Annotated in this window: 19 protein-coding genes; 7 read left to right on the forward strand and 12 right to left on the reverse strand. The window is 63.5% G+C overall.

Features of this window, described 5'->3' with window-relative positions; all coding sequences use genetic code 11:
• Positions 1-3: 3 nt before the first annotated feature.
• Together DYZ14_RS04865 and DYZ14_RS04870 are read right to left on the reverse strand one after the other, a co-directional pair.
• Positions 4-1,818: a PHA/PHB synthase family protein gene (locus tag DYZ14_RS04865; RefSeq protein WP_445292271.1), complete on the reverse strand. Its 1,815-nt coding sequence runs from the start codon at positions 1,816-1,818 to the stop codon at positions 4-6.
• A gap of 237 nt (positions 1,819-2,055) precedes the next feature.
• Positions 2,056-3,051: a P1 family peptidase gene (locus DYZ14_RS04870; RefSeq protein ID WP_154719646.1), complete on the reverse strand. Its 996-nt coding sequence runs from the start codon at positions 3,049-3,051 to the stop codon at positions 2,056-2,058.
• Between the two features lie 557 nt (positions 3,052-3,608).
• Between DYZ14_RS04870 and DYZ14_RS04875 the strand changes: the two genes are divergently transcribed.
• From DYZ14_RS04875 to DYZ14_RS04885, 3 genes are all read left to right on the forward strand, one after another.
• A complete protein-coding gene (locus tag DYZ14_RS04875) occupies positions 3,609-4,175 on the forward strand; it encodes a DJ-1/PfpI family protein (RefSeq protein WP_195949827.1) in 567 nt (188 codons plus the stop codon).
• A 97-nt stretch (positions 4,176-4,272) separates the two neighbouring features.
• Entirely contained in the window at positions 4,273-4,623 is a 351-nt protein-coding gene (locus DYZ14_RS04880) for a ribbon-helix-helix domain-containing protein (protein ID WP_154719647.1), read from the forward strand.
• Between the two features lie 162 nt (positions 4,624-4,785).
• Entirely contained in the window at positions 4,786-6,117 is a 1,332-nt protein-coding gene (locus DYZ14_RS04885; RefSeq protein WP_154719648.1) for an NAD(P)/FAD-dependent oxidoreductase, read from the forward strand.
• Positions 6,118-6,274: 157 nt separating this feature from the next.
• Here the strand turns inward: DYZ14_RS04885 and DYZ14_RS04890 are convergent, their stop codons facing one another.
• The 3 genes from DYZ14_RS04890 to DYZ14_RS04900 form a co-directional block, all read right to left on the reverse strand.
• Positions 6,275-7,183, reverse strand: coding sequence for an ABC transporter permease (locus DYZ14_RS04890; RefSeq protein WP_154719649.1), 909 nt, complete (start codon positions 7,181-7,183; stop codon positions 6,275-6,277).
• Positions 7,176-8,186 (reverse strand): ABC transporter permease, encoded by a 1,011-nt coding sequence (locus tag DYZ14_RS04895; RefSeq protein WP_154719650.1) that lies wholly within the window; start codon positions 8,184-8,186, stop codon positions 7,176-7,178. Before DYZ14_RS04895 ends, DYZ14_RS04890 begins: the two co-directional genes overlap by 8 nt.
• A 73-nt stretch (positions 8,187-8,259) precedes the next feature.
• Complete coding sequence (locus DYZ14_RS04900) at positions 8,260-9,966, reverse strand: peptide ABC transporter substrate-binding protein (protein ID WP_154719651.1); 1,707 nt, start codon at positions 9,964-9,966, stop codon at positions 8,260-8,262.
• A 324-nt stretch (positions 9,967-10,290) separates the two neighbouring features.
• On the opposite strand from DYZ14_RS04900, the gene DYZ14_RS04905 reads away from it, so the two are divergent.
• From DYZ14_RS04905 to DYZ14_RS04920, 4 genes are all read left to right on the forward strand, one after another.
• Positions 10,291-11,454 (forward strand): M20 aminoacylase family protein, encoded by a 1,164-nt coding sequence (locus tag DYZ14_RS04905; protein WP_154719652.1) that lies wholly within the window; start codon positions 10,291-10,293, stop codon positions 11,452-11,454.
• A 57-nt stretch (positions 11,455-11,511) separates the two neighbouring features.
• The gene (locus tag DYZ14_RS04910) at positions 11,512-13,347 is read left to right on the forward strand and encodes an ABC transporter ATP-binding protein (RefSeq protein WP_154719653.1); all 1,836 of its coding nucleotides are present in this window, start codon (positions 11,512-11,514) and stop codon (positions 13,345-13,347) included.
• 162 nt (positions 13,348-13,509) lie between these two features.
• Positions 13,510-14,169, forward strand: coding sequence for an exopolysaccharide biosynthesis protein (locus DYZ14_RS04915; RefSeq protein WP_154719654.1), 660 nt, complete (start codon positions 13,510-13,512; stop codon positions 14,167-14,169).
• A gap of 94 nt (positions 14,170-14,263) precedes the next feature.
• On the forward strand, positions 14,264-15,052 hold the full coding sequence (locus tag DYZ14_RS04920; RefSeq protein ID WP_154719655.1) for a carbon-nitrogen hydrolase family protein: 789 nt from the start codon (positions 14,264-14,266) through the stop codon (positions 15,050-15,052).
• Positions 15,053-15,077: 25 nt separating this feature from the next.
• Here DYZ14_RS04920 and DYZ14_RS04925 read toward each other — a convergent pair whose 3' ends face one another.
• From DYZ14_RS04925 to DYZ14_RS04955, 7 genes are all read right to left on the reverse strand, one after another.
• A complete protein-coding gene (locus tag DYZ14_RS04925; protein ID WP_154719656.1) occupies positions 15,078-18,020 on the reverse strand; it encodes a calcium-binding protein in 2,943 nt (980 codons plus the stop codon).
• A gap of 466 nt (positions 18,021-18,486) precedes the next feature.
• Positions 18,487-19,911, reverse strand: a complete 1,425-nt coding sequence (locus DYZ14_RS04930) for a gamma-aminobutyraldehyde dehydrogenase (RefSeq protein ID WP_154719657.1) — start codon at positions 19,909-19,911, stop codon at positions 18,487-18,489.
• Positions 19,912-19,947: 36 nt separating this feature from the next.
• The gene (locus DYZ14_RS04935) at positions 19,948-20,760 is read right to left on the reverse strand and encodes an ABC transporter permease (RefSeq protein WP_154719658.1); all 813 of its coding nucleotides are present in this window, start codon (positions 20,758-20,760) and stop codon (positions 19,948-19,950) included.
• Positions 20,750-21,700: an ABC transporter permease gene (locus DYZ14_RS04940; RefSeq protein ID WP_154719659.1), complete on the reverse strand. Its 951-nt coding sequence runs from the start codon at positions 21,698-21,700 to the stop codon at positions 20,750-20,752. The genes DYZ14_RS04935 and DYZ14_RS04940 overlap by 11 nt, the downstream gene beginning before the upstream one ends.
• A complete protein-coding gene (locus tag DYZ14_RS04945) occupies positions 21,697-22,686 on the reverse strand; it encodes an ABC transporter ATP-binding protein (RefSeq protein ID WP_154719660.1) in 990 nt (329 codons plus the stop codon). The genes DYZ14_RS04940 and DYZ14_RS04945 overlap by 4 nt, the downstream gene beginning before the upstream one ends.
• A 358-nt stretch (positions 22,687-23,044) precedes the next feature.
• Positions 23,045-24,202: an ABC transporter substrate-binding protein gene (locus tag DYZ14_RS04950; protein ID WP_154719661.1), complete on the reverse strand. Its 1,158-nt coding sequence runs from the start codon at positions 24,200-24,202 to the stop codon at positions 23,045-23,047.
• Between the two features lie 286 nt (positions 24,203-24,488).
• Positions 24,489-25,397: a LysR family transcriptional regulator gene (locus DYZ14_RS04955; RefSeq protein WP_154719662.1), complete on the reverse strand. Its 909-nt coding sequence runs from the start codon at positions 25,395-25,397 to the stop codon at positions 24,489-24,491.
• Between the last annotated feature and the right edge of the window lie 70 nt (positions 25,398-25,467).

Genomic DNA, 25,467 nt, shown 5'->3' on the forward strand with positions numbered 1-25,467 from the left:
ACTCTATCTCTGATGGACGTAGGTGCCGGGGGCGGCTTCCTTTGCGACGTAACCGTTTTCGCTCGATCCCATAGACGGCGGAGCGACCTTATCCGCTGACGAATGGGATGCAAGCCAGGCCGACCAAGCCGGCCACCAGGAACCCTCCTGCGACGAGCATTCGGCCATCCATTCCTCGGCGCTGACGCAAGGGTCGACGGCCTTCTTCGTCGTCATGCGGAAGTGGCGATGCGGATGGCCCGGTTCGCTGACGATACCGGCATTGTGGCCACCGCTGGTCAGCACGAAAGTCACGTCTGTGTCGGTCAGGTAGTGGATCTTGTAGACCGATTTCCAGGGCGCCACATGGTCGCGCTCGGTGCCGACGGCAAAGACCGGCGCGCGAATGTTCTGCAGCGCGGCCGGACGCTCGTCGACCATGAAGCGGCCAGAGGCAAGTTCGTTGTCGAGGTAGAGCCGCTGGAGATATTCCGCGTGCATGCGGAAGGGCATGCGGGTGGTGTCGGCATTCCAGGCCATCAGGTCGTTGAGCGGCGTGCGTTCGCCCATCAGGTAGTCGTGCACAATGCGCGACCAGACGAGATCGTTGGAGCGCAGAAGCTGGAAGGCCCCGGCCATCTGGTCGGCGGAGAGGAAGCCGCGATTCCACATCACGCTTTCGAGGAAATGCAGCTGGCTGTGGTCGATGAAGAGGGCGAGCTCGCCCGGTTCGCTGAAATCCGTCTGGGCGGCAAACAGCGTCACAGATGCCAGCCGGTCGTCCTTCGCCCGCGCCATGGCGGCCGCGGCGATCGACATCAGCGTGCCGCCGAGGCAATAGCCGGTGGCATGCACCTTGCGGTCCGGCACGATGGCGTTGATCGCGTCGATTGCGGCCATGACGCCGAGCCGGCGATAGTCGTCCAGGCTCAAGTCGCGGTCGGCGGCGGTCGGATTGTGCCAGGATATGCAGAATACGGTATGGCTCTGGGAAACCAGGTAGCGGATCAACGAGTTTTCCGGCGAGAGGTCGAGGATGTAGTATTTCATGATCCAGGCGGGAACGATCAGGATCGGTTCGGCATGGACCGTGTCGGTTGCCGGGGAATACTGGATGAGTTCGATCAGGCGGTTGCGGTAGACGACGCGGCCCGGAGTGATGGCGACCGTCTTGCCCGGCTGGAAGGCCTCGGTTCCGGCGACGGGTTGCTGCGTCAGCTGGCGGTTGGTGTCCTCGACGAAATTGCTGATACCCTGGAGAAAGTTCATCCCGCCTGTCTCGGCAGCCCGCTTCAGTACCACGGGATTGGTTAGCGGGTAGTTCGAGGGTGAGAACATGTCGAGAATCTGGCGCGTGGCGAACGAGATCACGTCTTCATGATGCGGCGCGACGCCCGGCACATCCTTGGTGACATTGTGCCACCATTGCTGGTTCAGCAGGAAGCACTGCGCCAAGACATTGTAGGGAAAGTGCTGCCATTCCTCGCCGTTGAACCGGTCGTCGCCGGGCAGGGGCTCGATGCAGGGCGGCGTCTGGGGGTCGACGGCGGCGGCCGCCAGATGGGCCGCAAGGCGGTTGCCCTTGCGCACGGCCTTTTGCGCCAGTTCCAGCCGCTTGCCCGGCGCCATGCCGAGATGGACCGCCCAGTCATAGACGGCAAGCGACAGGGCAGCCGGCGAAATGCCGCCGGTGAACGGCGCGATCAGCGCCTCGTTCATCCGTGTCAGAGCTTCGAAACCGGCGGCCTGTGAGCCGTCGTCGAAACCGAGAGCGTCGAGTGCCGTGTCCATGTTGGCATGGGTAGGATCGGCGGCCCTGATCATGCTCGATATCGACATGTGATCGTCTCCAGTCCGCATTCTGCGTTTCGGTTGCAACGGATAACCCGGCTTTGTAACGGGTATGCGACCGTGCCAGGGGGGCTCGCGCGGCGCAGCAAGGTTTGCTGCAATGCAATATAATCACTCACGGGCGGGATTCAATCAAAGCCGTGTCGCAGCCTTAATGCCGCCTTGCGGGCGCCACCTCTGCCACCTGTCAATTGCCCGCCAAGGCCATGGGGGACACCCCTTGGTTCAACCGTAGCGGTCGCGCCAGGAAGCCTGCGCTCCCTCCACGGGCAGGGAGGTCGCCTCGAAGACGCCGCGGGCGATGGCGCGGGCCATGACGAGGGTGGCGAGGTGGCAGAGCTCCATGAAATCGGCGGAACTGGCGAGCGGCCGGCGATTGGTCGCGGCGGAGAAGATCGTGTCGCCGTCGGCCGGAAGGTGGGCAGGCAGCACGGCGCGGGCAAGCCCGTCATGGGCCATGATCGACAGGCGGTGGGTCTGCGCCTTGGTCAGCGCCGCGTCGGTGACGACGGCGCCGATCGTGGTGGCGGTGAGGTTGATGCCCTTGGCGCGCAGGATAGTATCGGGCGAGGAGAAATTGGCCGGCAGGCCGATACCGCCGAACTCGTCGTCCAGTTCGAAGGGGGCTGCCCAGAAGAACGGGCCGTCGCCGATCGTCGCCGAGCCCATGGCATTGACCGCGGCAAGCGCGGCGATGGTATGGCCGCCGCTGGTCATGGCGCTGGCCGAGCCGAGACCGCCCTTGAAGGTGGCCGTCGTCGCACCGGTGCCGGCGCCGACGCTGCCGAGCTCGAACGGACCGTGCCTTGCCGCCATGAAGGCGTCATAGCCCATGTCGCGATAGGGCGAATGCAGGCCCCAGTCCTTGTTGCCGCCGTTGAGCAGGTCCATCAGGATCGCCTGCGGCACGATCGGCACGCGGACATCGCCGACCGGGAAGCCCCGGCCGATGGCGCGGAGCCCCGCCTGTACGCCGCCGGCGGCATCGAGGCCGAAGGCCGATCCACCCGACAGCACGAAGGCATCGACCGCTTCCACCGTCATCGCAGGATCGAGCAGTGCCGTCTCGCGCCCGCCTGGCGCCCCGCCGAGCACGCTGCCCGAGGCCGTGGCCGGCCGGTCGAAGACGATCACGGTCACGCCCGAGCCGAGCTTCAGGTCGGTCGCATGGCCGACGGCAACGCCCTCGACATCGGTGAGAAGATTGAGTTGGGACGTCACGTCGCTCCTCTTATGCACTTCGGTTCGATGGGAAGCACCTATGGCCCTGAAAATATGCGCGGAGATTGGCCTCGTCCGTGATCGGAATCAAGCGGCTTCATGGTCAGCAGCAGGGCAATCACATATGGACTGTGAGCGGTGCGCGAAGCGGGCTCCCTCTTCTCCCCGCCGGGGGTGAGGAATGGTCGGCGCAGCCGGCGAAACGATCCAGTGAATCGTTTCGAATGACGAACGCCCTGAGCTTGGGCGAAGGGCCGGCAGAGGTGGCCCGCAGGGCCGGATGAGGGGGGCGCGAAGCGCAAAAGGCGTCGCGGGCAGCTCCCTCATCGCCTCGCATACGCTCCGCACTTCTCCCCGAGGAGAGAAGACGAAAGGCCGGAGCCGCCACAGGTGTTTTCATATGGGATTACCCTGCGGTCAGCAGCAGGTCAAGCGGGCTACGTTTTGACCCGTTCTACGCAGTCGGCAGCAAAATATACGCTGTAGTATGGCGATAATACCCGCCGCTGCCGTCGCTTTGCTAGCGTGCTCCCGACATTCCAGAACGGGAGGATGACATGTCGAAGAAGATCCTGATGATTGTCGGCGACTTTGCCGAAGACTACGAGACCATGGTGCCGTTCCAGACGCTCTTGGCCTGCGGTTACGTCGTGCATGCCGTCTGCCCCGGCAAGAAGGCCGGCCAGACGATTGCCACCTCGATCCATGATTTCGAAGGCGACCAGACCTATACGGAAAAGCGCGGCCACAATTTCGCGCTCAACGCCACCTTCGCGGACGTCAAGGCATCGGACTATGACGCGCTGCTCATTCCGGGCGGCCGGGCGCCGGAATATCTGCGCCTCGATCCCGAGGTGATCGCCGCCGTGAAGCACTTCTTCGAGGCCGACAAGCCGGTTGCCGCCGTCTGCCATGGCGCGCAGATCCTGGCGGCCGCCCGCGTGCTCGAAGGCCGCACCTGCTCGGCCTATCCGGCCTGCCGTCCCGAAGTGGAACTCGCCGGTGGCACCTATGCGGAGATCGCCATCGATGCGGCCTTCACCGACGGCAAGCTGGTGACCGCGCCCGCCTGGCCGGCCCATCCGGCGTGGCTGAAGCAGTTCATGGCGGTGCTTTCCGCCTGATCCTCGACCTTTTGCCGAAACGGCGGGGCTTTGCGCGTTCCGCCGTTTCGCGATAGGGTCGCATCCACGTCGAGGACCGCACATTCGGGAGGAAACCATGTGCAAGCTCTTCATCCAGGCCGATCCGGCCCTCTGGGAAAGCCAGACGAAGTCGCTCCGGATCGACGGCATGGTGACCAGCGTGCGGCTGGAGAACTTCTTCTGGATGACGCTGGAGGAGGTTGGCCGCCGCGACGGCATGACCGTGATCCAGCTGATCGCCAAGCTCTATCATGAATCGATCGACGCCGGACATGATCTCGGCAATTTCACCTCGTTCCTGCGCGTCTGCTGCGGCCGCTATCTGGCACTGCAGCTGTCCGGTGACATACCGGCCAATACCGACCTGCCAATCGCGGCGCTCGATGCGGACCATATCCTGACGGTCGAGAAGGCAAAGTATCACTAAGGGACAAGACAGGGACTGTCCTGTCGCCTTTGGAACGCGTCATGTCACCGGCTGGCGTGACGAAGCGATCCGCCGGTGCTATAGCTTGACCATTGCACCGGCAGCCAACTGACGTCCTTCCCCGCCTGCCGGACCCTTTTGTCTTCCAGGAGTTCATTCCCCATGCCCGGTCCCAAGGTCGTTCCCGTTCAAGGTGACGCGCATATGCCTGCCCGCGTCGACGTCGTCGTCATCGGTGGCGGCATTATCGGCGTGTCGACGGCGCTGGAGCTGGCCGAACGCGGGGTGTCGGTGGCGCTGTGCGAAAAGGGCGGCATCGGCGAGGAACAGTCGAGCCGAAACTGGGGCTGGGTGCGCATTTCCTGGCGCGATCCGCGCGAAGTGCCGCTGATGGCCGAGGCGATCCGCATCTGGCAGGGGCTCGACCAACGCATCGGGCGCGACACCGGCTACAAGCAATGCGGCATCGTCTTTGCCTCGATGGACGAGAAGTACGAAGCCAAGAACGCCGAATGGCCGGACATTCTCAGCGACTACCAGATGAAGTCGCGGATGATCGACGGACCGGAATTCAGCGGGCTCTATCCGGGCATGAAGCACGACTTCAAGAGTGCGCTCTATACCCCGTCCGACGGCCGCGCGGAGCCCCAGAAGGCCGCACCGGCGATCGCCGAGGCCGCACGCGACAAGGGCGCGCATATCCTGACGAACTGCGCGGTGCGCGGCATCGAGACCTCGGGCGGAAAGATCGCCGGTGTGGTGACCGAGCGCGGCTCGATCGCCTGCAGTTCAGTCGTGCTCGCCGGCGGCGCCTGGTCGAGCCTGTTTGCCCGCAATGCCGGGATCGACCTGCCGCAGCTGAAGGTGATGAACACCGTCATCCGCACCAAGCCGATCGAAGGCGGGCCGGAACAGACGCTCTATGGCCGCGACTTCGCCTTCCGCAAGCGCCAGGACGGCGGCTATACCATCGCCTCGCGCTACGATAACATCGTCGAAGTCGTGCCGGACAGCTTCCGCTACATGCTGAAGTTCCTGCCGGCGCTGAAGAGCGAATGGCGCTCGCTGCGCTTCCGCGTTTCCGGCCGCTTCCTGGAAGAAGGCCGCATGGCCCAGCGCTGGCGCATGGACGAGGAAACGCCGTTCGAGCGCTGCCGGGTGCTCGATCCGAAGCCCTCGGACAAGTGGACCAATCATGCGCTGGCCCAGTTGAAAAAGGACTACCCGGTCTTCGCCAAGGCGGAGATCGAGCAGCGCTGGGCGGGTTATATCGACGTGTCGCCGGATGCCGTTCCGGTGATTTCGCCGGTCGAGGAAGTTCCCGGCTTCTTCATCGCCACCGGCTTCTCCGGCCACGGTTTTGGCATCGGCCCAGGTGCCGGACGCCTGATGGCCGACCTGGTGACGGGGCATACGCCTTGCGTCGACCCGACGTCGTTCCGGCTGTCGCGGTTCTTCGATGGCTCGAAGATCGAGGTCATCAGCGGGGTTTGAGCGGGCTCCCTCTTCTCCCCGGCGGGGAGAAGTGCCGAGCGCCCTTCGATGCGCTCAGGACGAGGCGATGAGGGGGCCATGCGCACTGAGATCGGTTGGCTTCGCCCCCCTCATCCGGCCCTTCGGGCCACCTTCTCCCCGTCGGGGAGAAGGGAGTTCAGCGTTTCATCATCCGCGGATCGAGCGCATCGCGGATCGCGTCGCCGATATAGTTGACGCTGAGGACCGTGAGCGAGATGGCCAGGCCCGGCCAGAGCACGCGTGACGGGTTGATCTGCAGGAAGTTGGCGCCGTCGAACAAGAGACGACCCCAGGTCGGGAAGTCCGAGGGGAAGCCTAGGCCGAGGAAGGACAGCGCCGATTCCGTGATGATGGCCGAGGCGATGCCGAGGGTTGCAGAGACCATGATCGAGCTCATGACGTTCGGCAGGATATGCTTGAGGATCACCCGGTATTCCCACATGCCGCTCGCCTTGGCGGCCAGAACGAATTCCTGGCTTTTGACGGCCAGCACGTCGCCACGCACGATGCGGGCGGTGTGCATCCAGCTGGTGATGCCGATGACGAAGACGATCAGGATGAAGATCCCGCTCTCCGGGCCGAAAGCGGCGCGCAGCGTATCGCGAAACAGCATGATGATGACCAGCAGCAGCGGCAAGAGCGGCAGGGCGAGGAACAGGTCGGTGATCCGCATCAAGAACCCGTCGATCCTCTTGAAGTAGCCGGACAGCACCCCGACCAGCGTGCCGAGCAGCAGGGCCAAAAGCATGGCCGTGATGCCGACGGCCAGCGAGATCTGCCCGCCGGCCAGCACCTGGGCCAGCATGTCGTGGCCGAGATTGTCGGTGCCGAACGGGTGGGCCCATGATGGCCCCTGGTTCTTCGCCTTGATGTCGATCTTGTTCGGGTCGATCGTGTGGATGAACGGCCCGAAATAGACCGCGGTGACGATGAAGGCGAAGACGATCAGGCCCGCGACGCCGCCCGGATGGGCCCTGAACTGGTGCCAGAGATCGCCGGCAAACGAGCGGCCAGGCTTTTCGATGGTGGCGAGGGCGTCAGTCATAGCGAATCCTCGGGTCGAGAATGCCGTAAAGCACGTCGGCAATCAGGTTGAAGAGGACGATCAGCACCGCGAAGATGAAGGTGAGCGTCTGTACCAGCGGGATGTCGGCGCCCTGGATGGCGGTGATCAGCAATTGGCCGAGCCCGTTCACCCGGAAGATCTGCTCGGTGATGATGGCCCCGGAAAAGATGGTCGGCACGCCGAGCGCGATGACCGTCACCACCGGGATCAGGCTGTTGCGCAGCACGTGGACCAGAAGCACGACCTTTTCCTTCACCCCCTTGGCGCGCGCGGTGCGGACATAGTCCTGATGCAGGTTGTCGAGCATGGAGGCACGGACGAAGCGGCTGATCTGCGAGGTGTTGTAGAGGGTGAGCACCAGCACCGGCAGGAACATTTGCCTGATTTGCGCGACGAAGCTCGACCAGTCGTTGACGACGAGATTGGTGTCGTAGATCGACGGGAACCACTGCAGATAGGAGCTGAAGATGACGATCAGCAGCACGCCGGTGAAGAAGGTCGGGACCGAATAGCCGACCATCGAGACGAAGGTGCCGATCTGGTCGAAGACCGAATACTGCTTGTAGGCGGAGATGACGCCGATCGGGATCGCCAGCAAGACGCCGAAGACATAGGACAGACCGACGACCCAGAGCGTCTGCGGCAGGCGCTGGACGATCAGGTCGACGACCGGGCTGCGGGTGGCCCAGGACAGAACGCGCAGGCGCTCGCCGCTGCCGACGGTGATCCCGGTGATCTGTTCGAAGATGTTCAGCGGTTCGTTGATGAAGAACTGCTGCAGCCATTTGAGGAAGCGGATGAAGAATGGTTGATCCAGGCCCAGTGCTGCTCGCATCTGTTCGCGAACTTCGGGCGGAATGGTCAGGGGGAGGTCGCCAAGGGGATCGTTGGGAGCGAGATCCAGCAGAGCGAAGATAATGAAGCTGATAATCAGCAGAGTCGGGATTGCAAACAGCAATCGCCGCAGAGTGTAGGTGAACATCGGAGGGGTCCCTGACTGTCACGAAGAGGGCGGTCGCCGGGCCGGCGGGAATGCAGGCCCGGCGAAACGGCACTTACTTCTTGCGCTTCCAGTCAGCGACGTTCCACAATTCGCTGTCCCAGGCATTCATGCGCACGCCCTCGAGGGTGACGGAATGGGACGAGACGTTGCCGCGATGGATGAGCGGGATCTGCGCCACGTCGTTGGTCAGCATGTCGTTCAACTTCTTGGCGATGACGGCGCGGTCCTCGATCTTGGCGGTCTTGCCGAGTTCGACAACCAGCTTGTCGTATTCCGGGTTGCAGTAGCGGACGATGTTCTCACCCTGCCACCCGGTCGCGGGGCTCGGGATCTTGTCGCACATCCAGCCGGCCATGTACTTCTCGGGATCGGTGCCGTCGAAGTTGTTGGTGTACATCTGTACGTCGGCATAGAACTTCTGGAAGGTATCCGGGGATGCCGGGTCGCCGCCGAAGAAGACGTTGGCGGCAATGTTGCGCAATTCGGTCTCCACGCCGATCTGCGACCACATGTCCTTGATCAGCGCCTGAGCGGCCTGGCGGACCGAATTGGTCGAGGTCTGGAAGAGGAAGGAAAGCTTCGCGCCGTCCTTGGCACGGATGCCGTCGGGACCCTTTGCCCAGCCGGCATCGTCGAGCAGCTTGTTGGCGGCATCGATGTCCTGCTTCAGGCACCAGTCGACGTCGGTCGACTTGTAGATATCCGGGGCCGGCAGGATGTTGCAGGTCGGCTGGCCCGATTCGCCGTAGCCGGCCTCGTCGATGATGTCGCGGTCGATAGCGAGCGACAGGGCCTTCTTCACGGCCGGGTCAGAAAGAGCCGGATGCGGGCCTGCCTCCTTGGTGGAGCGCTTGTCTCCGAGCGAGGAATCGACGGCAAAGGGGTTCACGTCGATGCGCTCTACCTGGGTACCGAAGGCGGTGACGAGCGTTCCCTTGCCGGCTGCCATCATCGTGGCGAGGATTTCCGGTTCCACCTGCATGTTCCAGGCATAGTCGAATTCGCCGGTTTCGAGCACGGCGCGGGCGGCCGATGCCGCATCACCGCCGCCCTTGAGCGTCACGGTGGCGAAAGCGGGCTTGGCCGGGTCGCGATAGTTCGGATTGGCCTCGAAGGTGATGACGTCGCTCGGCTTGAATTCCTTGACGACGAAGGGGCCGGTGCCGATCGGGCCGAAATTGGCGGCGGTGCATTCCGGAGCCTTGGCACCGAGGCAATCCTTGAACTGGGCCGCCTGGATGATCGGCGACTGGGCGCCGACGAAGGCGCTGTAGGGATAGGGCTTGGCCTCGGAGAAGGAGATCTTGATGGTGGAGGCATCGACCGCCTCGACATTGGTCACGCCTTCGTAATAGGCGGCCTGGGCGCAGCCGCCATCCGGCGCCGTGCAGTATTTCCAGGTGAAGATGGCATCGTCTGCGGTGACTGGCGTGCCATCCGACCACTTGAGGTCCGGTTTCAGCTTCCAGGTGATGCTCTTCAGGTCGGCGGCGACGCCGCCGTTCTCAACCGTCGGGATTTCCGCGGCGAGCATGGGCACGAGCGTGCCGGTCTCGTCATAGCGTGCCAGCGGCTCGATCACCATGGACGCACTGTAGACCTCCTTGGTGCCGCCGGAGAGGTAAGGATTGAGCGTCGATACGGCCTGCCAGAAGAGGATCTTGAGCTCACCGTCCGAGCCGCGTTCGGCTAGCGCCGGCGCTGCCTGGAAGGCCAGCGCCGCAGCCGATGCTGCCAATAGAATACGGAATTTATGCATGTCGTCATTCCCCTGTTTTTATCGTTGGAGTTGTGAACGTCAGTGCTGCCTGAAGGAGAGTTCCCGTTCTCCCGGCAATCAAGGCCAATCCCAGTTATCTTGCTGGCCCTGTTCGCTAATTTTGATTTCCTGGCCTCCGTTTGAAGTGCTTTCCCGCTCGGAAAATCGGTCCGTAACCCGCAGGACTGATCAAAATTTGAGCCATCTAAGCATAGGCCTATTTTCCGTTCAAGGCGGAAAATTGCGGCTTGCAAAAGCGCTTTGAGGCAGCGCAGTATGGCGCAACAAGAGTGGGAACGACAAGAAAAACCGAGGATCGAACACATGCCTGTGTTGAACCGTGCCAGCGAATTGCAGGGCGAGGTGGCTGCCTGGCGCCGCCATCTTCACGAGAACCCCGAACTCCTGTTCGACGTCTACGAGACGGCCGAATTCGTTGCGGACAAGCTGACCTCCTTCGGGTGTGACGTCGTCGAGACCGGCATCGGCCGGACCGGCGTCGTCGCCATCATCAAGGGCAATCGTGGCGACGGGCCGGTCGTCGGGTTTCGCGCCGACATGGATGCGCTGCCGATCTACGAGACGAGCGGCAAGGAATGGGCGTCGAAGACGCCGGGCAAGATGCATGCCTGTGGTCATGACGGGCATACCGCCATGCTGCTGGGGGCCGCGAAGTATCTCGCCGAGACCCGCAATTTCCGCGGCTCGGTCGCGGTGATCTTCCAGCCGGCCGAAGAGGGCGGCGGCGGTGGCCGCGAAATGGTCGAGGACGGCATGATGGAGACCTTCGGGATTTCCCAGGTCTACGGCATGCACAATCATCCCGGCATTCCGGTCGGCCACTTCGCCACCCGCAAGGGCTCGGTGATGGCGGCGGCCGACGAGTTCGAGATCATCGTGCACGGGCGCGGCGGGCATGCGGCCCAGCCGCACAAGACCATCGACCCGGTGCTGGTTTCCTCCCACATCGTCATTGCACTCCAGGCGATCGCCTCCCGCGAGGTCGATCCGCTGCAATCCGTGGTCGTGACGGTGGCGACGGTGCATGGCGGCGAGGCGTCGAACGTGATCCCCAATACGGTGAAGCTGACCGGCACGGTGCGCACGCTCCTGCCTGAGACCCGCGACTATGCCGAGCGTCGCCTGAGCGAAGTGGCGAACGGCATTGCGGCCAGTTTCGCAGCGCGGGTCGATGTGCATTATCGACGCGGCTATCCGGTGACCTTCAACCATCCCCACGAGACGGAGTTCGCGCTCGGCGTGATGCGGCGGATTTCCGGAGAGCGGGCCGTCGAAGGCGAGATAGCGCCGATGATGGGGGCGGAGGACTTCTCCTACATGCTGGAGGCTCGTCCCGGCAGCTTCGTCTTCATCGGCAACGGCGACAGCGCCAATCTTCACCATTCCGCCTACGACTTCAACGACGAGGCGATCCCCTACGGCATCAGCTATTGGGTAACGCTCGCGGAGACGGCGCTCGCGGCGTAAGGCCGCGCCCCCCCCCAAGCAGTTGTCGGAAATCGCAGGCTTCAAGGGACGTGTCGGATGGTGGAAATTTCGAATGGCAATCTTCAGGGCGAGGCCCCGGTCCTCTCGGTCAAGGACCTGACGACCTCGTTCAAGGTCGGCGACGAATGGCGGTCGGTGGTCAAGGGCGTGAGCTTCGATGTCGCGCCACGCGAAACCGTGGCGATCGTCGGCGAATCCGGCTCTGGCAAGAGCGTCACCTCGCTGTCGATCATGCGGCTGCTGCCGCAAAATTCGAGCCGCATCGAGGGCAGCGTCAAGTTGAACGGGCGCGAACTGCTGGCGCTCGGTTCAGAAGAGATGCGCAAGGTGCGCGGCAACGAGATCGCCATGATCTTCCAGGAGCCGATGACCTCGCTCAATCCGATCTTCCCGATCGGCAAGCAGATCGCCGAAGCGATCACCTGCCATCGCGACGTCTCCACAGCCGAGGCGAAGGCCGAGGTCCTGCGTCTGCTGGACAAGGTCCGTATCCCGAATGCCAAGAGCCGTTTCAACGACTATCCGCATCAGTTTTCCGGCGGCATGCGCCAGCGCGTGATGATCGCCATGGCGCTCGCCAGCCGACCAAAGCTCCTGATCGCCGACGAACCGACGACGGCGCTCGACGTCACCATCCAGGGCCAGATCCTCGACCTGATCAAGGTGCTGCAGGACGAGGAGGGGATGGCGGTTCTGTTCATCACCCACGACATGGGCGTGGTGGCGGAAGTCTCCGACCGGACGATCGTGATGTTCCGCGGCGAGGCGGTCGAAACCGGCTCCACCGACGATATCTTCAATCGCGGCAAACATCCCTATACGAGGGCGCTGCTCTCGGCCGTGCCGAAGCTCGGCTCGATGGGTGGGCGCGAACGGCCGATGCGCTTTCCGGTCATCGACATCGTCACCGGCGAAACCCGGATTCCGGAGACGGAAGCCGGCGGCGTCGACGGCGCCAGACGGCCGGTGCTGGAGGTGAAGAACCTGACCACGCGCTTCGACATCCATTCCGGCCTGCTCGGCCGCAAGAGCGGCGCGGTCCACGCGGTGGAGAATGTTTCCTTCGATCTGCGGGAAGGCGAGACGCTGGCGCTGGTCGGGGAATCCGGTTGCGGCAAGTCGACGACGGGACGCTCGATCACCCGGCTGGTCGAGCCGACCGCCGGCGCGATCTCGCTCGACGGCTATGATGTCATCAACCTTGACCGGACTTCGCTGCGCAAGATGCGGCGCAGCATCCAGATGGTGTTCCAGGACCCGTTCGCCAGTCTCGATCCGCGCATGAGCGTCGGCAGCGCCGTGATGGAACCGTTTGTCGAGCATGGGCTGGGACCGAAGGCGCAGGCGCGCGACAAGGCTGCCGACCTGCTCGAGCGGGTGGGGCTGAAGGCCGACATGATGCGGCGCTATCCGCACGAATTCTCCGGCGGCCAGCGCCAGCGCATCGCGATTGCCCGCTCACTGATGCTCGACCCGAAGGTGATCGTCGCCGACGAGGCGGTTTCGGCGCTCGACGTGTCGATCAAGGCGCAGGTCTGCAATCTGCTGCTCGACCTGCAGCAGAGCTTCAATCTCGCCTACCTTTTCATTTCTCACGACATGGCCGTGGTCGAGCGGGTGAGCCACCGGGTTGCGGTGATGTATCTCGGCGAGATCGTCGAGATCGGCCCGCGCCAGGCGGTGTTCGACAATCCGCAGCACGCCTATACGAAGAAGCTGATGGCCGCCGTGCCGATTCCCGATCCGGCCCGGCGTAGCCTCAAGCGCAATGTTTCGACCGAGGAGATCAAAAGCCCGATCCGCCCGGTCGGCTATGTGCCGCCGGTGCGGCAGTATCGCGAAGTCTCGGCCGGACATCTGGTCCAGGTGTGAGGCAGGCTCTGAAGGCGGGACGGGGCGGCGCTTTCGTCGGCGGCCGCTTCCGCTTTCCGATCGCCTTCGCTCGTTGAACTTCATCCGCCCTTAAACAAACATCCGTCATTGTCTTCGGCTAGGCCAGTGTGTGATCGTGGCCGAGCATTGGCGGGGAGTGGCATGGCAGATACGGATGGGGCGCATGCGGACGATGCCGGGGCGACCGGCGCCCGCCGGCATGGTGGCAGGCTTTCCGACATCCTGACGAGCATTGCCGGCGACGAAACTCGCGATCGCGTCTCCGTCGCGGACATTTTCCAGGCCATGGGCGACCGCGCCTTCGGTGCGCTGATCCTGATCTTTGCGCTGCCGAACGTCATCCCGACACCGCCGGGAACCTCGGCGCTGACCGGTGCACCCCTGGTGTTCTTGTCGGCGCAACTGATGCTCGGCCAGTCGCCATGGCTGCCGAGGATCATCGCCGACCGTTCCATGACGCGAAGCGATTTCGCCTCGATCGTCAGCCGGATTTCGCCCTGGCTGGCGCGCGGCGAGCGCATGCTGCGGCCCAGGCTCAGTTTCTTGATCTATCCGCCGGCCGAATATGTCATCGGCCTGCTCTGTCTTATCCTGGCGATCATCCTCACCCTGCCGGTGCCGCTCGGCAATATCCTGCCGGCAATCGCCATCTGCCTGTTTTCCTGCGGTATTCTCGAGCGTGACGGTGTCTTCATCCTGCTCGGCACGGCGATATTTACGGTGGCGGTGAGCGTCGTCGCGGGCGTGCTCTACGCGTTGCTCAAGGGGTTCATCCTGCTTATCAACGCCGTCGTGGTGTGATCGACCGAAATAGGGGGTTTCGCCGGCTTGTCCTTTGCAAAGCAGGACTGTCGGCCTATCCTGTCGACATCGATCGTTTCGCGCAGGACATGCCATGTTGATCTCACTCTACCAGATGCAGCCGATTTCGGGCGATGCCGCGGCCAATCTTTCCAAGATCGCTCAAGCCGCGGCGGCGGCCTCGGACATGGGGGCGGACCTTCTGGTCACCCCGGAGCTTTCCACCACCGGCTATGCCTTGAGCCCGGACCAGTTCGCCGAGATCGCCGAGGGCCGCGACGGAGACATTGTGGGAGCGCTCAGCGAGATCGCCGCCGAATTCGAGATTGCCATCTGCGCCGGTTTTGCCGAGCGGGACGGGGAGGCGGTCTATAACAGCGCCGTCCTCGTGCGCCCCGACGGGGCCAGCGAATTCTATCGCAAGGGCCATCTCTACGGCGAGGCCGAACGGGCCGCCTTTGCGCCGGGCGGCGATCTGCCACATGTCTTCGATTTCGCCGGCATCCGCACCGGCATGCTGATCTGCTACGACGTCGAGTTTCCCGAATATGTCCGCACGCTGGCGCTGGCCGGCGCCGAACTTGTCCTGGTGCCGACGGCCTTGCCGGCCGGACCGATCAGCCGGCGCGTGGCGGACATGGTGGTGCCTACCCGTGCCTTCGAGAACGGCATGTTCATCGTCTATGCCGACCTGTGCGGCGAGGAGGGCGCGCTCTCCTACAGCGGCCGCTCCGTCATCGTCGGCCCGGACGGCGACGAACTGGCCCGCGCCGGCACGCGCGAAACGTTGCTCGTCGCGGAAATCGAGCTATCCGCCTATGACGACTGCCGCAAGCAGAACCCCTATCTCAGCGACCGCCGTCCGACACTCTATCGCCTGTGATGGAGCGCTGCGGTTCTCTGCCGGTCTAGATCACCGTGAAGTCGAGGTTGGTCAGCAGCAGCGCCGGATCGAGTACGGCGATCAGGACGCTCCCGCCGGCGGCGCTGCCATTGCTGTCGAAGAAGAGGTTCCCGGTGTCGCTCTCGTAAATTATCCGATCGCTGGCATCCTGCGCCAAGCCTGTCGTATTGCGGACAAAGGCTGCTGCGGCAAGGGTGCCCACTGCGCCGATCGTGGTGAACACGCTGTTTTCCAGGGAGATCGTGTCGTCGGCGACGGAGAAATCGGTAATCGTATCCACATTGGTCACGGCGTTTGGCGTCGAGTGGAAAACGAAGAAATCCGCACCGGTTCCGCCGGTAAGGGTGTCGTTGCCGATGTTGCCGAAGAGCCTGTCGGCACCGGCACCCCCATTGATGGTGTCACTGCCGGCGCCGCCGTTGATGATGTTGTTGGCGCCGTTTCCGGTCATCAGGTTATTGAGCCCGTTGCCGCTGCCGTTGATGTTGCCCGCACCGATTAGCGTCAGGCGCTCGATCGCCGCAAAGTCCGCCAACGTGCGGCTAATCGTCGAGGTGATCAGGTCATTGCCGCCACTGTCGATGACTGTGTCATTCTCCGCCCCCAACACGTATACGTCATTTCCCAAGCCGCCATCCAGTGTGTCGAGGCCGGCGCCGCCGTCGAGCACGTTGATACCCGAGTTGCCTGTGATGATGTTGATCAGGGCATTCCCGGTGCCGTTGATGTTCGCGGCGCCAAGCAGTGTCAGGCGTTCGATCGATGCGTGGGCCGCGAGCGAGCGGGAGATCGTCGAGGTGATCAGGTCGTTGCCACCGGTGTCGATGACGGTATCGTTTTCTGCCCCCAGCATATAGGCGTCATTGCCGAGGCCGCCGATCAACGTGTCGAGGCCCGCATTGCCATTCAGCACATTGACGCCGGAATTGCCGGTGATGATATTGGCGAGGCCATTGCCGGTGCCGTTGATATTGCCGGCGCCGAGCAAAGTCAGGTTTTCGATCGCCGCCAGGGTTGCGATAGAGCGCGTGATCGTCGACGTGACCGTATCGGTGCCACCGGTGTCGGTCACTGTATCGTTTTCGTCACCCAGCACATAGGTGTCGTTGCCGAGGCCGCCGTTGAGGGTGTCAGCCCCTGCCGCCCCGTTGAGAATGTTGTTTCCCGAATTGCCATTGATGACATTGGCCAAGGCATTTCCGACGCCGTTGATGTTGGCCGCACCGAGCAGTGTGAGGTTCTCGACATTCGCTACCAGGGTCAAACTGACCGCAGTCTGCAGCGTATCGGTTCCCTCGCCGACACCCTCGGTGACCTGGTCGCCGATCGAATCGACGACATAGGTGTCGTTGCCGTTGCGGCCCTGCATGATGTCGCTACCGCCAAGCCCATTGATCAGGTCGTCGCCGGCGCTGCCCCGGAGGGTGTCCGCATCGCCATTGCCGGTGAAGGTCCTCGTCGTCGACGTGATGGTGCCAAGCACATTGACGACACCGCCCTGATTTCCGTCGTCTCCGGCCAGGTCGACCAAGATATTCACATCGCCGGCCGTGATCGTGGTTCCGCCAAGCTGGAACACGTCGTCGCCCGCCCGGACGGTCAGCAGGCCGGAGGTGGTGAAACCTGCAACGAAGTTGACGGATTCTCCTGTGCGCAGGGTCACGTTGGGGGCGCCCCCAGTCGAGACAAGGGCACTGACCAGAACCGATCCGGCATTGTCGTTACCGATCGTCAATATGCCGGAGGTGAAGATGCGGTTCAGTTCGGTGTCGGAAAGCTCGAGGGCGGCCGCTACGTCCGTCAGGCTGCCGAGGATGATCGCGCGTCCGTCGGTCACGGGGCGCAAAATGACATCGCCGCCTGCAGTGATGCCGGATGTGGCGGCGATCGTCACGCGATCCGCGTTGACGACCACGTCGCCCCCCGAGGAAACCGTAGCGGAGAAAGGGGCCTCCAGATTGAGTAGCCCATTGGCTCCGGTGGTGAGAATAACCGAACCGGTTCCGAAGGTACTAAGGCCGGCGTCGGTGCCGGTATCGTCAAGGATGCTGATGTTTCGGCCAACATCGACTATGAGATTTCCGCCGGTCGTGCCAGACTGGCTGTCCGCGACCATGTCGGCAAAGCCGCTGATCACGACATCACGACCGGCGTCGAACGTGATGCTTCCATTGGCGCGTACGTCGTTGTCGAAATCGGCGCCCGCTGTCCCGAACGCAATGTCGCGGCCCACGGTCAGCGTGATGTCTCCGCCCGTCGCGGCGATGGCGTCCCGGTCCACGGCGGACGTGATGTCGGAATCGAAGCCGATGGCCGTGAGGTTCACGTCGCCCGAAGTCGACCCGCCGCGGATGGATTCAGAGCCGGTCACGTCGGTCAGCGTGATCGTGCCGAGATTGGTGAAGTCGATGTCGCCGGAGGTGACGACATTGAGACCGGCGACGGCATCGGTCAATCCGCCGATCTGGACTGCTCCGACGTTACCGATGGCAATGCCGCCCGTGTTCGTCTCCGCCTCGATCGCGCCGGTTTGGGTTTCAATGGCATTGCCCGGAGCCCCAACTCCCGTCCCGGCGCTCAAAACGACCGAGGCTGCTTGAATGTCGACCGACGAATCGGAACCGGCCTCGGTAATGCTGCCGTTGGCGACGAGCGTGACGCCGTTGAATGTTGAGATGTTGTCGACCACTATCGAGTCCGGCGACAGTCCCGGATCCGCCAGATCGCCGATCTGCAAGCTGCCGGTGCCGAGCGAGTCGGTAATGTCGAGCGTGATGTTCACGCCCGGGACAGAGGCCTGGATGATCAGTGAGTCCGCCGGGTGAGCGACGATTGCGAGCACCGTGCCGTCGCTGTCTCGGGTGATCACGGATGTCGCGTTGCCGGGCGTGCCATCGTCCTCGATGGTGTAGCTGCCTGCCTCGGTTATGACGAATGTGGTCGGCATGGGATACTCCTCGGCGCGCTGACGGCGGAAACCATTATCCGTCGTGACTGAAGGCGAATTCGATATCGAAAATTTCGGAGTGGTGCATTTATACGTCCAGGCGCGAATATTGGCAAGGAATGTTACTCTGCCGCGCAAGAACAACCTGCGCGGGTGCAAGGTTCTTTTATACAGTGTGCGCACCGGCCGGCTTCGGTGAAAGAAGTTCGGATGTCGGACCGGGAATGTTTCATCCGCGCACCAGCCACGTCTTGGCGGCTGTCGGGTTTAGTCCTCCCGTTCTCGCGTCAATCCTCAAGGTCAGGAACGGCGCTCGGCACTTCTCCTCGCGCGGGAGAAGAGGGTGTCCCAGGGCGGCACCCCAATGCCAGGCAAGGGGCCGGCGCGTGAAGGGCCGGGGGAGGTTGGCCTTAAAATCCGGCGTGGCCGAAGCCGCGCCGGTTTGATTGTCATCCGCGAACGGTACTCAGTGCGCGATCATCACGTGGCGGACGGCGGTGTAGTCCTCCAGCGCATAGACCGACATGTCCTTGCCGTAGCCGGACTGTTTCAGGCCGCCATGGGGCATTTCGTTGCACAGCATGAAGTGGGTGTTGATCCAGGTGCAGCCGTAGCGTAGCCGCGCGGCGGTCTTCATGGCGCGGGAAATGTCCTTGGTCCAGACCGAGGAGGCAAGGCCGTAGTCGCTGTCATTCGCCCAGGCGATCGCATCGTCTGTCTCGGAGAAGCGGGTAACCGAGACGACCGGGCCGAACACTTCGCGGCGCACGATCTCGTCGTCCTGCAGCGCGCCGGCGACGACGGTCGGGGCGTAGAAGAAGCCCTTTTCGCCCGATACCTTGCCGCCGGTGACGATTTCCATGTGGGCATGCTCGGAGGCGCGGGTGACGAAGCTTTCGACGCGGTCGCGCTGGCGCCTGGAGATCAGCGGGCCGATCTCGTTTTCGGTGTCGTCGGCCTGGTTGAACTTCAGCGTCGAGACAGCCGAGGCGAGGTCGGCGACGAAATTGTCGTAGATCTTGTCGGAGGCATAGATGCGGCAGGCGGCGGTGCAGTCCTGGCCGGCATTGTAGAAGCCGAAGGTGCGGATGCCGGCGACAACGGCCTCGATATCGGCATCGTCATAGACGATGACCGGGGCCTTGCCACCGAGTTCCAGATGGGTGCGCTTGACCGTCTTGGCCGCCGCCGCCAGCACCTTCTTGCCGGTGGCGATGTCGCCGGTGATCGACACCATGTTGACCTTGGCATGGTTGATGATGGCATTGCCGACACTCTCGCCGCGGCCGAGAACGACATTGACGACGCCTTCGGGGAGAATGTCGGCGAGGAGTTTCGCCATCTTGAGCGCGGTCAGCGGGGTCTGTTCGGACGGCTTGAAGACCACCGTGTTGCCGCCGGCGATCGCCGGGGCAAGCTTCCAGGCCATCATCATCAGCGGATAGTTCCACGGCGCGATCGAGCCGACGATGCCGACCGGATCGCGGCGGATCATCGAGGTGTGGCCGGGCAGGTATTCGCCGGCGACCGGCGCATGCAGCGAGCGGATCGCGCCGGCGAAGAAACGCCAGCAATCGACAATGGCCGGGATCTCGTCATTGCGCACCGCGTTGATCGGCTTGCCGCAGTTCAAGGATTCGAGCGCTGCGAAGCCGTCGGCATCCTTCTCGATGGCGTCGGCGATCTTCAGGAGATAGGCCGAACGTTCCGACGGCGTGGTGGCCGACCAGCTGTCGAAGGCCTTTTCGGCGGCATCGACGGCGGCGTCGACCTGAGCGAGCGAGGCCTCGGGCAGGTCGAGAATGGTTTCCCCGGTCTTCGGGTTCAGAACCCTTTCCTCGGTCTCGGTGCCGGCCTCGAACTTAGAGCCGATCAGCATTTGCGTGTCCATGTCGTTCTCCCTCAACGTATCGAGTTGTCTTTGATGTTATTTGCCGCTGCCCGAGATCTGGTCGGTGTCGCGGGTCAGGTAATAGGCGGCGAGGATCGGCAGGAGCGTGACGATCACCACCAGCATGGCGACCACATTGGTGACGGGTCGCTGGCGCGGGCGGATCAGTTCTTCGAGCATCCAGATCGGCAGGGTCGACTGCTGGCCGGCGGTGAAGGTCGTGACGATGACCTCGTCGAAGGACAGCGCGAAGGCGAGCATGCCGCCGGCGAGAAGGGCCGTGGCGATATTCGGCAGCACCACGTAGCGGAAGGTCTGGAAGCCGTCGGCGCCGAGATCCATCGAGGCCTCGATTAGCGACCCCGAGGTGCGGCGGAAGCGGGCGACGGCGTTGTTGTAGACCACGACGACGCAGAACGTGGCGTGGCCGAGAATGATCGTCCACATCGAGAACGGGATCTCGGCCAGCGAAAAGGCCGAGCGCAGCGCGATGCCGGTGATGATGCCGGGCAGCGCGATCGGCAGGATGACCAGCAGCGAGATCACCTCGCGACCGAAGAACTTGGTGCGCGACACGGCGGCGGCGGCCAGCGTGCCGAGCAGCAGCGCGACGGCGGTGGCGATCGAGGCCACCTTGACCGACAGCGTCAGCGCTTCCCAGACATCCGGCCGGTTCCAGGTGACGGCGAACCACTTGGTGGTGAAACCCGGCGGCGGCCACTGGAAGCTCTTTTCCTCCGTGGTGAAGGCATAGACGAAGATCAGGAGGATCGGCAGGTGCAGGAACAGGAGCCCGCCGGCGGCCGCGAGTTTGAGCGGCCATCCGGCCGAGGAACGATCAGAGCGCATCGAAAGCCCCCATGCGTTTGGCGGCCCACAGATAGACGCCCATGATGACGATCGGCACGACCGAGAAGGCGGCGGCAAGTGGCACGTTGCCGGCCGTGCCCTGCTGGGCATAGACGGCCTGGCCGATGAACAGGCGCGAGGAGCCGACGATCTGCGGGATGATGTAGTCGCCAAGCGTCAGCGAGAAGGTGAAGATCGAGCCGGCGATGATGCCGGGCAGCGCCAGCGGCAGAAGCACATGGCGGAAGGTCTGGTTCGGCCGGGCGCCAAGATCGCCCGATGCCTCGATCAGATTGCCGGGTACGCGCTCAAGCGCTGCCTGGACCGGCAGGATCATGAAGGGCAGCCAGACATAGACGAAGACGAGGAAGGTGCCGATATAGCTGATCGACAGCGAATTGCCGCCGATCACCGGGATCGCCAGGATGGCGTCGAGCAGCCAGGTGAGGTGCAGCTTGTCGAAGGCCCATGTGAGGATACCTTCCTTGGCGAGGATCAGCTTCCAGGCATAGACCTTCACCAGATAGCTCGACCAGAGCGGCAGCATGACGCCGAGATAGAAGAAGGCCTTCCATTTGCCGGTGGCGTAGCGCGCGGCGTAGTAGGCGATCGGGAAGGCGAGCACGGCGGAGGCGAGCGTGACGACGGCGGCCATCAGCACGGTACGGACGATGATGTCGAAATTGGCCGGGTTGAGCAGCTGGCCATAGGTTGAGAGCGTCAGCTCGTAATTGATCATCCCGGAGAATTCGTCGATCGAGAAGAAGCTCTGCAGCAAAAGCGCGATCAGCGAGCCGATATAGATGATGCCGAGCCACAGCACCGGCGGCACCAGCATCAGCAGGAGCAGAAGGTTCGGGCGGCGCCAGAACAGGTCCGACAGGCGCCCCATGACGCCGCCGCGTCCCGGCAGGATGGATGTGGTGGCGACCTCGCTCATGCCGCGTCGTCCATGTAGTGCAGGTCGGACGGCTGCCAGGACAGCCGGGCCATGGCGCCGATCTCCGGCACCGGCTGGCCGGCCGGCACCATCACCGACAGGGCGAGATCGCCGGCCGAAACCGTAAGCCTTGTCGCCGCGCCGAGAAAGCTTCGGGAGCGCACAGTCGCCGAAACGCCGCCATCGGCGCCAAGCCGGATCGCCTCGGGCCGCAGGCTGGCCCATTTGGCTTCGCCGCCGAGCGCCTTCACGTCGGCGGGCGAGATCACATTGGACGAGCCGACGAAATCGGCGACGAAGCGGGTCTTCGGGCGGTTGTAGATTTCCTCCGGCGTGCCGGCCTGAACGATCTTGCCGTCGTTGAACACGGCGACGCGGTCGGCCATGGACAGGGCCTCGCCCTGGTCGTGGGTGACGAAGATGAAGGTGATGCCGAGCGAGCGCTGCAGGGTCTTCAGCTCCTCCTGCATCTGCTCGCGCAGCTTGAGGTCGAGCGCGCCGAGCGGTTCGTCGAGGAGCAGCACCTTCGGCTTGTTGACGAGCGCGCGGGCCAGCGCCACGCGCTGGCGCTGGCCGCCGGAGAGCTGGCTGGGTTTGCGCGCGCCATAGCCGGGCAGCTTGACGAGGTCGAGCGCCTGCTCGGCGAGCTGCAGCCGTTCGGATTTGTCGACGCCCTTGACCATCAGCCCATAGGCGACGTTGTTCAGGATGTCGAGATGGGGGAAGAGGGCATAGTCCTGGAACACGGTGTTGACGTGGCGCCGATAGGGCGGCACGCCCTCGGCGGTCTCACCGAAGATTTCGATATGACCGGAGGTCGGCTGTTCGAAGCCGGCGATCAGGCGCAGGCAGGTCGTCTTGCCGGAACCGGACGGGCCGAGCATGGCGAAGAACTCGCCCGGCGCGATCGTCAGGTCGACGGCATCGACGGCTTTGACGGCGCCGAAATGGCGCGACACCTGCGAGAAGGAAACAGCTGCGGTCATGGGGACTCCGGTCGATGTTTTGGACTTCTCTCCCTTTGTGGGAGAGAAAGCGATTTCAGCATCTTAGCCTTGGCTAAGTGCTAGAAATCGCAAGTGAGGGGGTGGGTACGGAGGGGACCCCCTCACTTGCAGAAATCTAACGTTTAGCACTCGCTACGCTCGGCTAGATCGTTGATTTTGCTTTCTCCCCCACCCAGGCAAGGTTATCACATATGGGATACCGGTGGCGGCTCCGGGGCTCCCTCTTCTCCCCAGCGGGGTGAAGTGCCGAGCGTATGCGAGGCGATGAGGGGGGCGGCACGCTCGGCCCCCTCATCCGCCCTTCGGGCACCTTCTCCCCGCCGGGGAGAAGGGGACTTTAGCGTCCGCCGATCACGCCGATATAGTCCGACACCCAGCGGTGGTACGGCACGCACTCGCCCTGGCTTTCGCACTTCGAGGTCGGCGTCTTCCAGAAGCTGATCTTCTCGAAATTGTCGTAGCCGTTGGCCGTGCAGCCTTCGTCGGTCAAGAGTTCATTGCCCTTGCAGGCGGCGGGAACCGACGGAACCGTGCCGAACCAGGCGGAGACGTCGCCCTGGACCTTGGGGGAGAGCGAATGTTCCATCCACATATAGGCGCAGTTCGGGTGCTCGCTGTCGGCGTGCAGCATGGTCGTGTCGGCCCAGCCGGTCACGCCTTCTTCCGGGAAGGTGGAGGCGATCTTGGCGCCTTCGGCCTTCATCAGGTTGACCTGGAACGGCCAGGAACCGGACGCGACGACGCCTTCGTTCTTGAAGTCGTCGATCTGGATCATGGCGTCGTGCCAGTAGCGGCCGACCAGCGTGCGCTGGACGCGCAGCAGGTCGAGGGCTGCCTTGTACTGGTCATCGTTCAGTTCGTAGGGGTCCTTGATGCCGAGTTCCGGCTTGTGCTTCATCAGGTAGAGCGCTGCATCGGCGACATAGATCGGGCCGTCATAGGCCTGGACGCGGCCCTTGTTGGACTTGCCGTCGGCGAGCGTCATTTCCTCGAACACGACCTTCCAGCTGGTCGGCGCTTCCTTGAAGGCTTCGGTGTTGTACATCAGCACGTTCGGGCCCCAGACATAGGGCGTGCCGTAGTGGACGCCGTTCACCGTGTGCCACGGGGCGTTCTGCAGGCGCTCGTCAATGGTCTTCCACGACGGGATGAGATCGGTGTTGATCGGCTGGACGCGTTTTCCCGCGACGAGGCGCAGCGACGCGTCGCCCGAGGCGGTGACGAGGTCGAAGCCGCCTTCGTTCATCAGGGCGACCATTTCGTCCGAGGTCGCGGCGGTCTTGACGGTCACCTTGCAGCCGGTATCGGCTTCGAACTTGGTGACCCAGTCGTAATTCTTGTCGGTCTCGCCGCGCTCGATATAGCCGGCCCAGGCGACGATGGAGAGCGCGCCCTCACCCTTGCCGAGTTCCTTCAGCGGCTCCTGGGCGACGGCATTGGTGGCGAAGCTGGCGACGGCAATGATTGCGGTGCACGACTGCAATAATTTCTTCATGGCAATTTCTCCCGGTTGGGGGCCGCCTTGTCGCGGCGTTTGTTCCCGAGGATGAAGGTGACGCGGAATCGCCGCATTCGCAAATTCATTTGTCAGAACGGCGCTATCGGTTTTTCCGAAAGGCGAGGGGTGAAGACCCCTCCCCAACCCCTCCCCACAAGGGTGAGGGGCTTTTCCGCGAAAGCTGTGGCAGGTTCAGGGCAGAAACGGTCCAACGCGTGTTCTCCCCCTTGTGGGGGAGATGGCCTGCAGGCCAGAGGGGGGGAGTCCACCAAGAGTATGAGATTTAACGTCCCCGCCCGCTGCGCAACGCCTCGGCGATGCCGACGAAGTCGCGGGCCGATTGCGGCAGGCTCGATCCTTTGCGCCAGACCATGCCCACCTGGACAACGGGCAGGGCGCCGGAGACGTCGCGGCTTTCGATGCGGTCGCCTTCCAGCGACCAGGGGCGATAGACGAGATCGGGAAGCAGCGCCACGCCGGCGCCGGTCGCCACCAGGCTGCGCACCGCTTCGACCGAGCGGGTGCGGAAGGCAACGTGCGGACGGGCGCCGAGGGCCGAAAGGAGCTTGCCGGTATTCTCCTCGATTTCGTCGACGGTGAGCATGATCAACGGTTCGCGGGCGATGTCGGCGACCGAGATGATGTCGGCGGAGACGAGCGGATGGCCCATGGGCAGCCACAGGCGATAGGGAGAGGTTTCCAGGATCTCGGCCTGCAGCGCCATGCGGTCACGCAGGTTGGAGATGACCATGACGGCCACGTCCAGTTCGCCGCCGATCAAAAGGTGCTCGAGATAGGAGCCGTTGTCCTCGATCGCCGAAACCTCGACGCCAGGGCAGGCACGGCGATAGCGGGCCAGCAGGTCCGACAGTACATAGCCGGCGACGAGCGAGGTGACGCCGATATTGAGCGTGCCGCCGGTGTTTTCCTGGGTCTCGGAAAAGGCGTTGCGGGCATCCGAGACGGTCGACAGGATCTTCGTGGCATGGCGCAGGAACTGATGGCCGTTATGGGTGATCGACAGGCCGCGCGGATGGCGCTCGAACAGTTCGACGCCGAGATCACCCTCGAGTTCCTTGATCGCCTCGGTGACCGACGACTGCGAAATCGACAGGTTCTGCGCCGCGCGCGTGACGGAACCCTGCTCGGCGACGGCGATGAAATACTGCAACTGGCGAAGCGTGAAGGCCATGGCCGGTTAGAGCATGGCGGTGGGCGAAAGGGCAAGCGGCGCTGCCGACCACGATTGGACGCGGGAAGGC

It is taken from the genome of Ciceribacter sp. T2.26MG-112.2 (genome assembly GCF_900492205.1).
In the GTDB taxonomy this organism is placed as follows: Bacteria; Pseudomonadota; Alphaproteobacteria; order Rhizobiales; family Rhizobiaceae; genus Allorhizobium; species Allorhizobium naphthalenivorans_A.

Excerpts from the sequence above, each read along its gene's own strand:
- DYZ14_RS04865 (WP_445292271.1), bottom strand. The coding sequence starts at position 1,818 with ATGTCGATATCGAGCATGATCAGGGCCGCCGATCCTACCCATGCCAAC.
- DYZ14_RS04875 (WP_195949827.1), top strand. The coding sequence starts at position 3,609 with ATGTCGAAGAAGATCCTGATGATTGTCGGCGACTTTGCCGAAGACTAC.
- DYZ14_RS04880 (WP_154719647.1), top strand. The coding sequence starts at position 4,273 with ATGTGCAAGCTCTTCATCCAGGCCGATCCGGCCCTCTGGGAAAGCCAG.
- DYZ14_RS04885 (WP_154719648.1), top strand. The coding sequence starts at position 4,786 with ATGCCCGGTCCCAAGGTCGTTCCCGTTCAAGGTGACGCGCATATGCCT.
- DYZ14_RS04890 (WP_154719649.1), bottom strand. The coding sequence starts at position 7,183 with ATGACTGACGCCCTCGCCACCATCGAAAAGCCTGGCCGCTCGTTTGCC.
- DYZ14_RS04895 (WP_154719650.1), bottom strand. The coding sequence starts at position 8,186 with ATGTTCACCTACACTCTGCGGCGATTGCTGTTTGCAATCCCGACTCTG.
- DYZ14_RS04900 (WP_154719651.1), bottom strand. The coding sequence starts at position 9,966 with ATGCATAAATTCCGTATTCTATTGGCAGCATCGGCTGCGGCGCTGGCC.
- DYZ14_RS04905 (WP_154719652.1), top strand. The coding sequence starts at position 10,291 with ATGCCTGTGTTGAACCGTGCCAGCGAATTGCAGGGCGAGGTGGCTGCC.
- DYZ14_RS04910 (WP_154719653.1), top strand. The coding sequence starts at position 11,512 with ATGGTGGAAATTTCGAATGGCAATCTTCAGGGCGAGGCCCCGGTCCTC.
- DYZ14_RS04915 (WP_154719654.1), top strand. The coding sequence starts at position 13,510 with ATGGCAGATACGGATGGGGCGCATGCGGACGATGCCGGGGCGACCGGC.
- DYZ14_RS04920 (WP_154719655.1), top strand. The coding sequence starts at position 14,264 with ATGTTGATCTCACTCTACCAGATGCAGCCGATTTCGGGCGATGCCGCG.
- DYZ14_RS04925 (WP_154719656.1), bottom strand. The coding sequence starts at position 18,020 with ATGCCGACCACATTCGTCATAACCGAGGCAGGCAGCTACACCATCGAG.
- DYZ14_RS04930 (WP_154719657.1), bottom strand. The coding sequence starts at position 19,911 with ATGGACACGCAAATGCTGATCGGCTCTAAGTTCGAGGCCGGCACCGAG.
- DYZ14_RS04935 (WP_154719658.1), bottom strand. The coding sequence starts at position 20,760 with ATGCGCTCTGATCGTTCCTCGGCCGGATGGCCGCTCAAACTCGCGGCC.
- DYZ14_RS04940 (WP_154719659.1), bottom strand. The coding sequence starts at position 21,700 with ATGAGCGAGGTCGCCACCACATCCATCCTGCCGGGACGCGGCGGCGTC.
- DYZ14_RS04945 (WP_154719660.1), bottom strand. The coding sequence starts at position 22,686 with ATGACCGCAGCTGTTTCCTTCTCGCAGGTGTCGCGCCATTTCGGCGCC.
- DYZ14_RS04950 (WP_154719661.1), bottom strand. The coding sequence starts at position 24,202 with ATGAAGAAATTATTGCAGTCGTGCACCGCAATCATTGCCGTCGCCAGC.
- DYZ14_RS04955 (WP_154719662.1), bottom strand. The coding sequence starts at position 25,397 with ATGGCCTTCACGCTTCGCCAGTTGCAGTATTTCATCGCCGTCGCCGAG.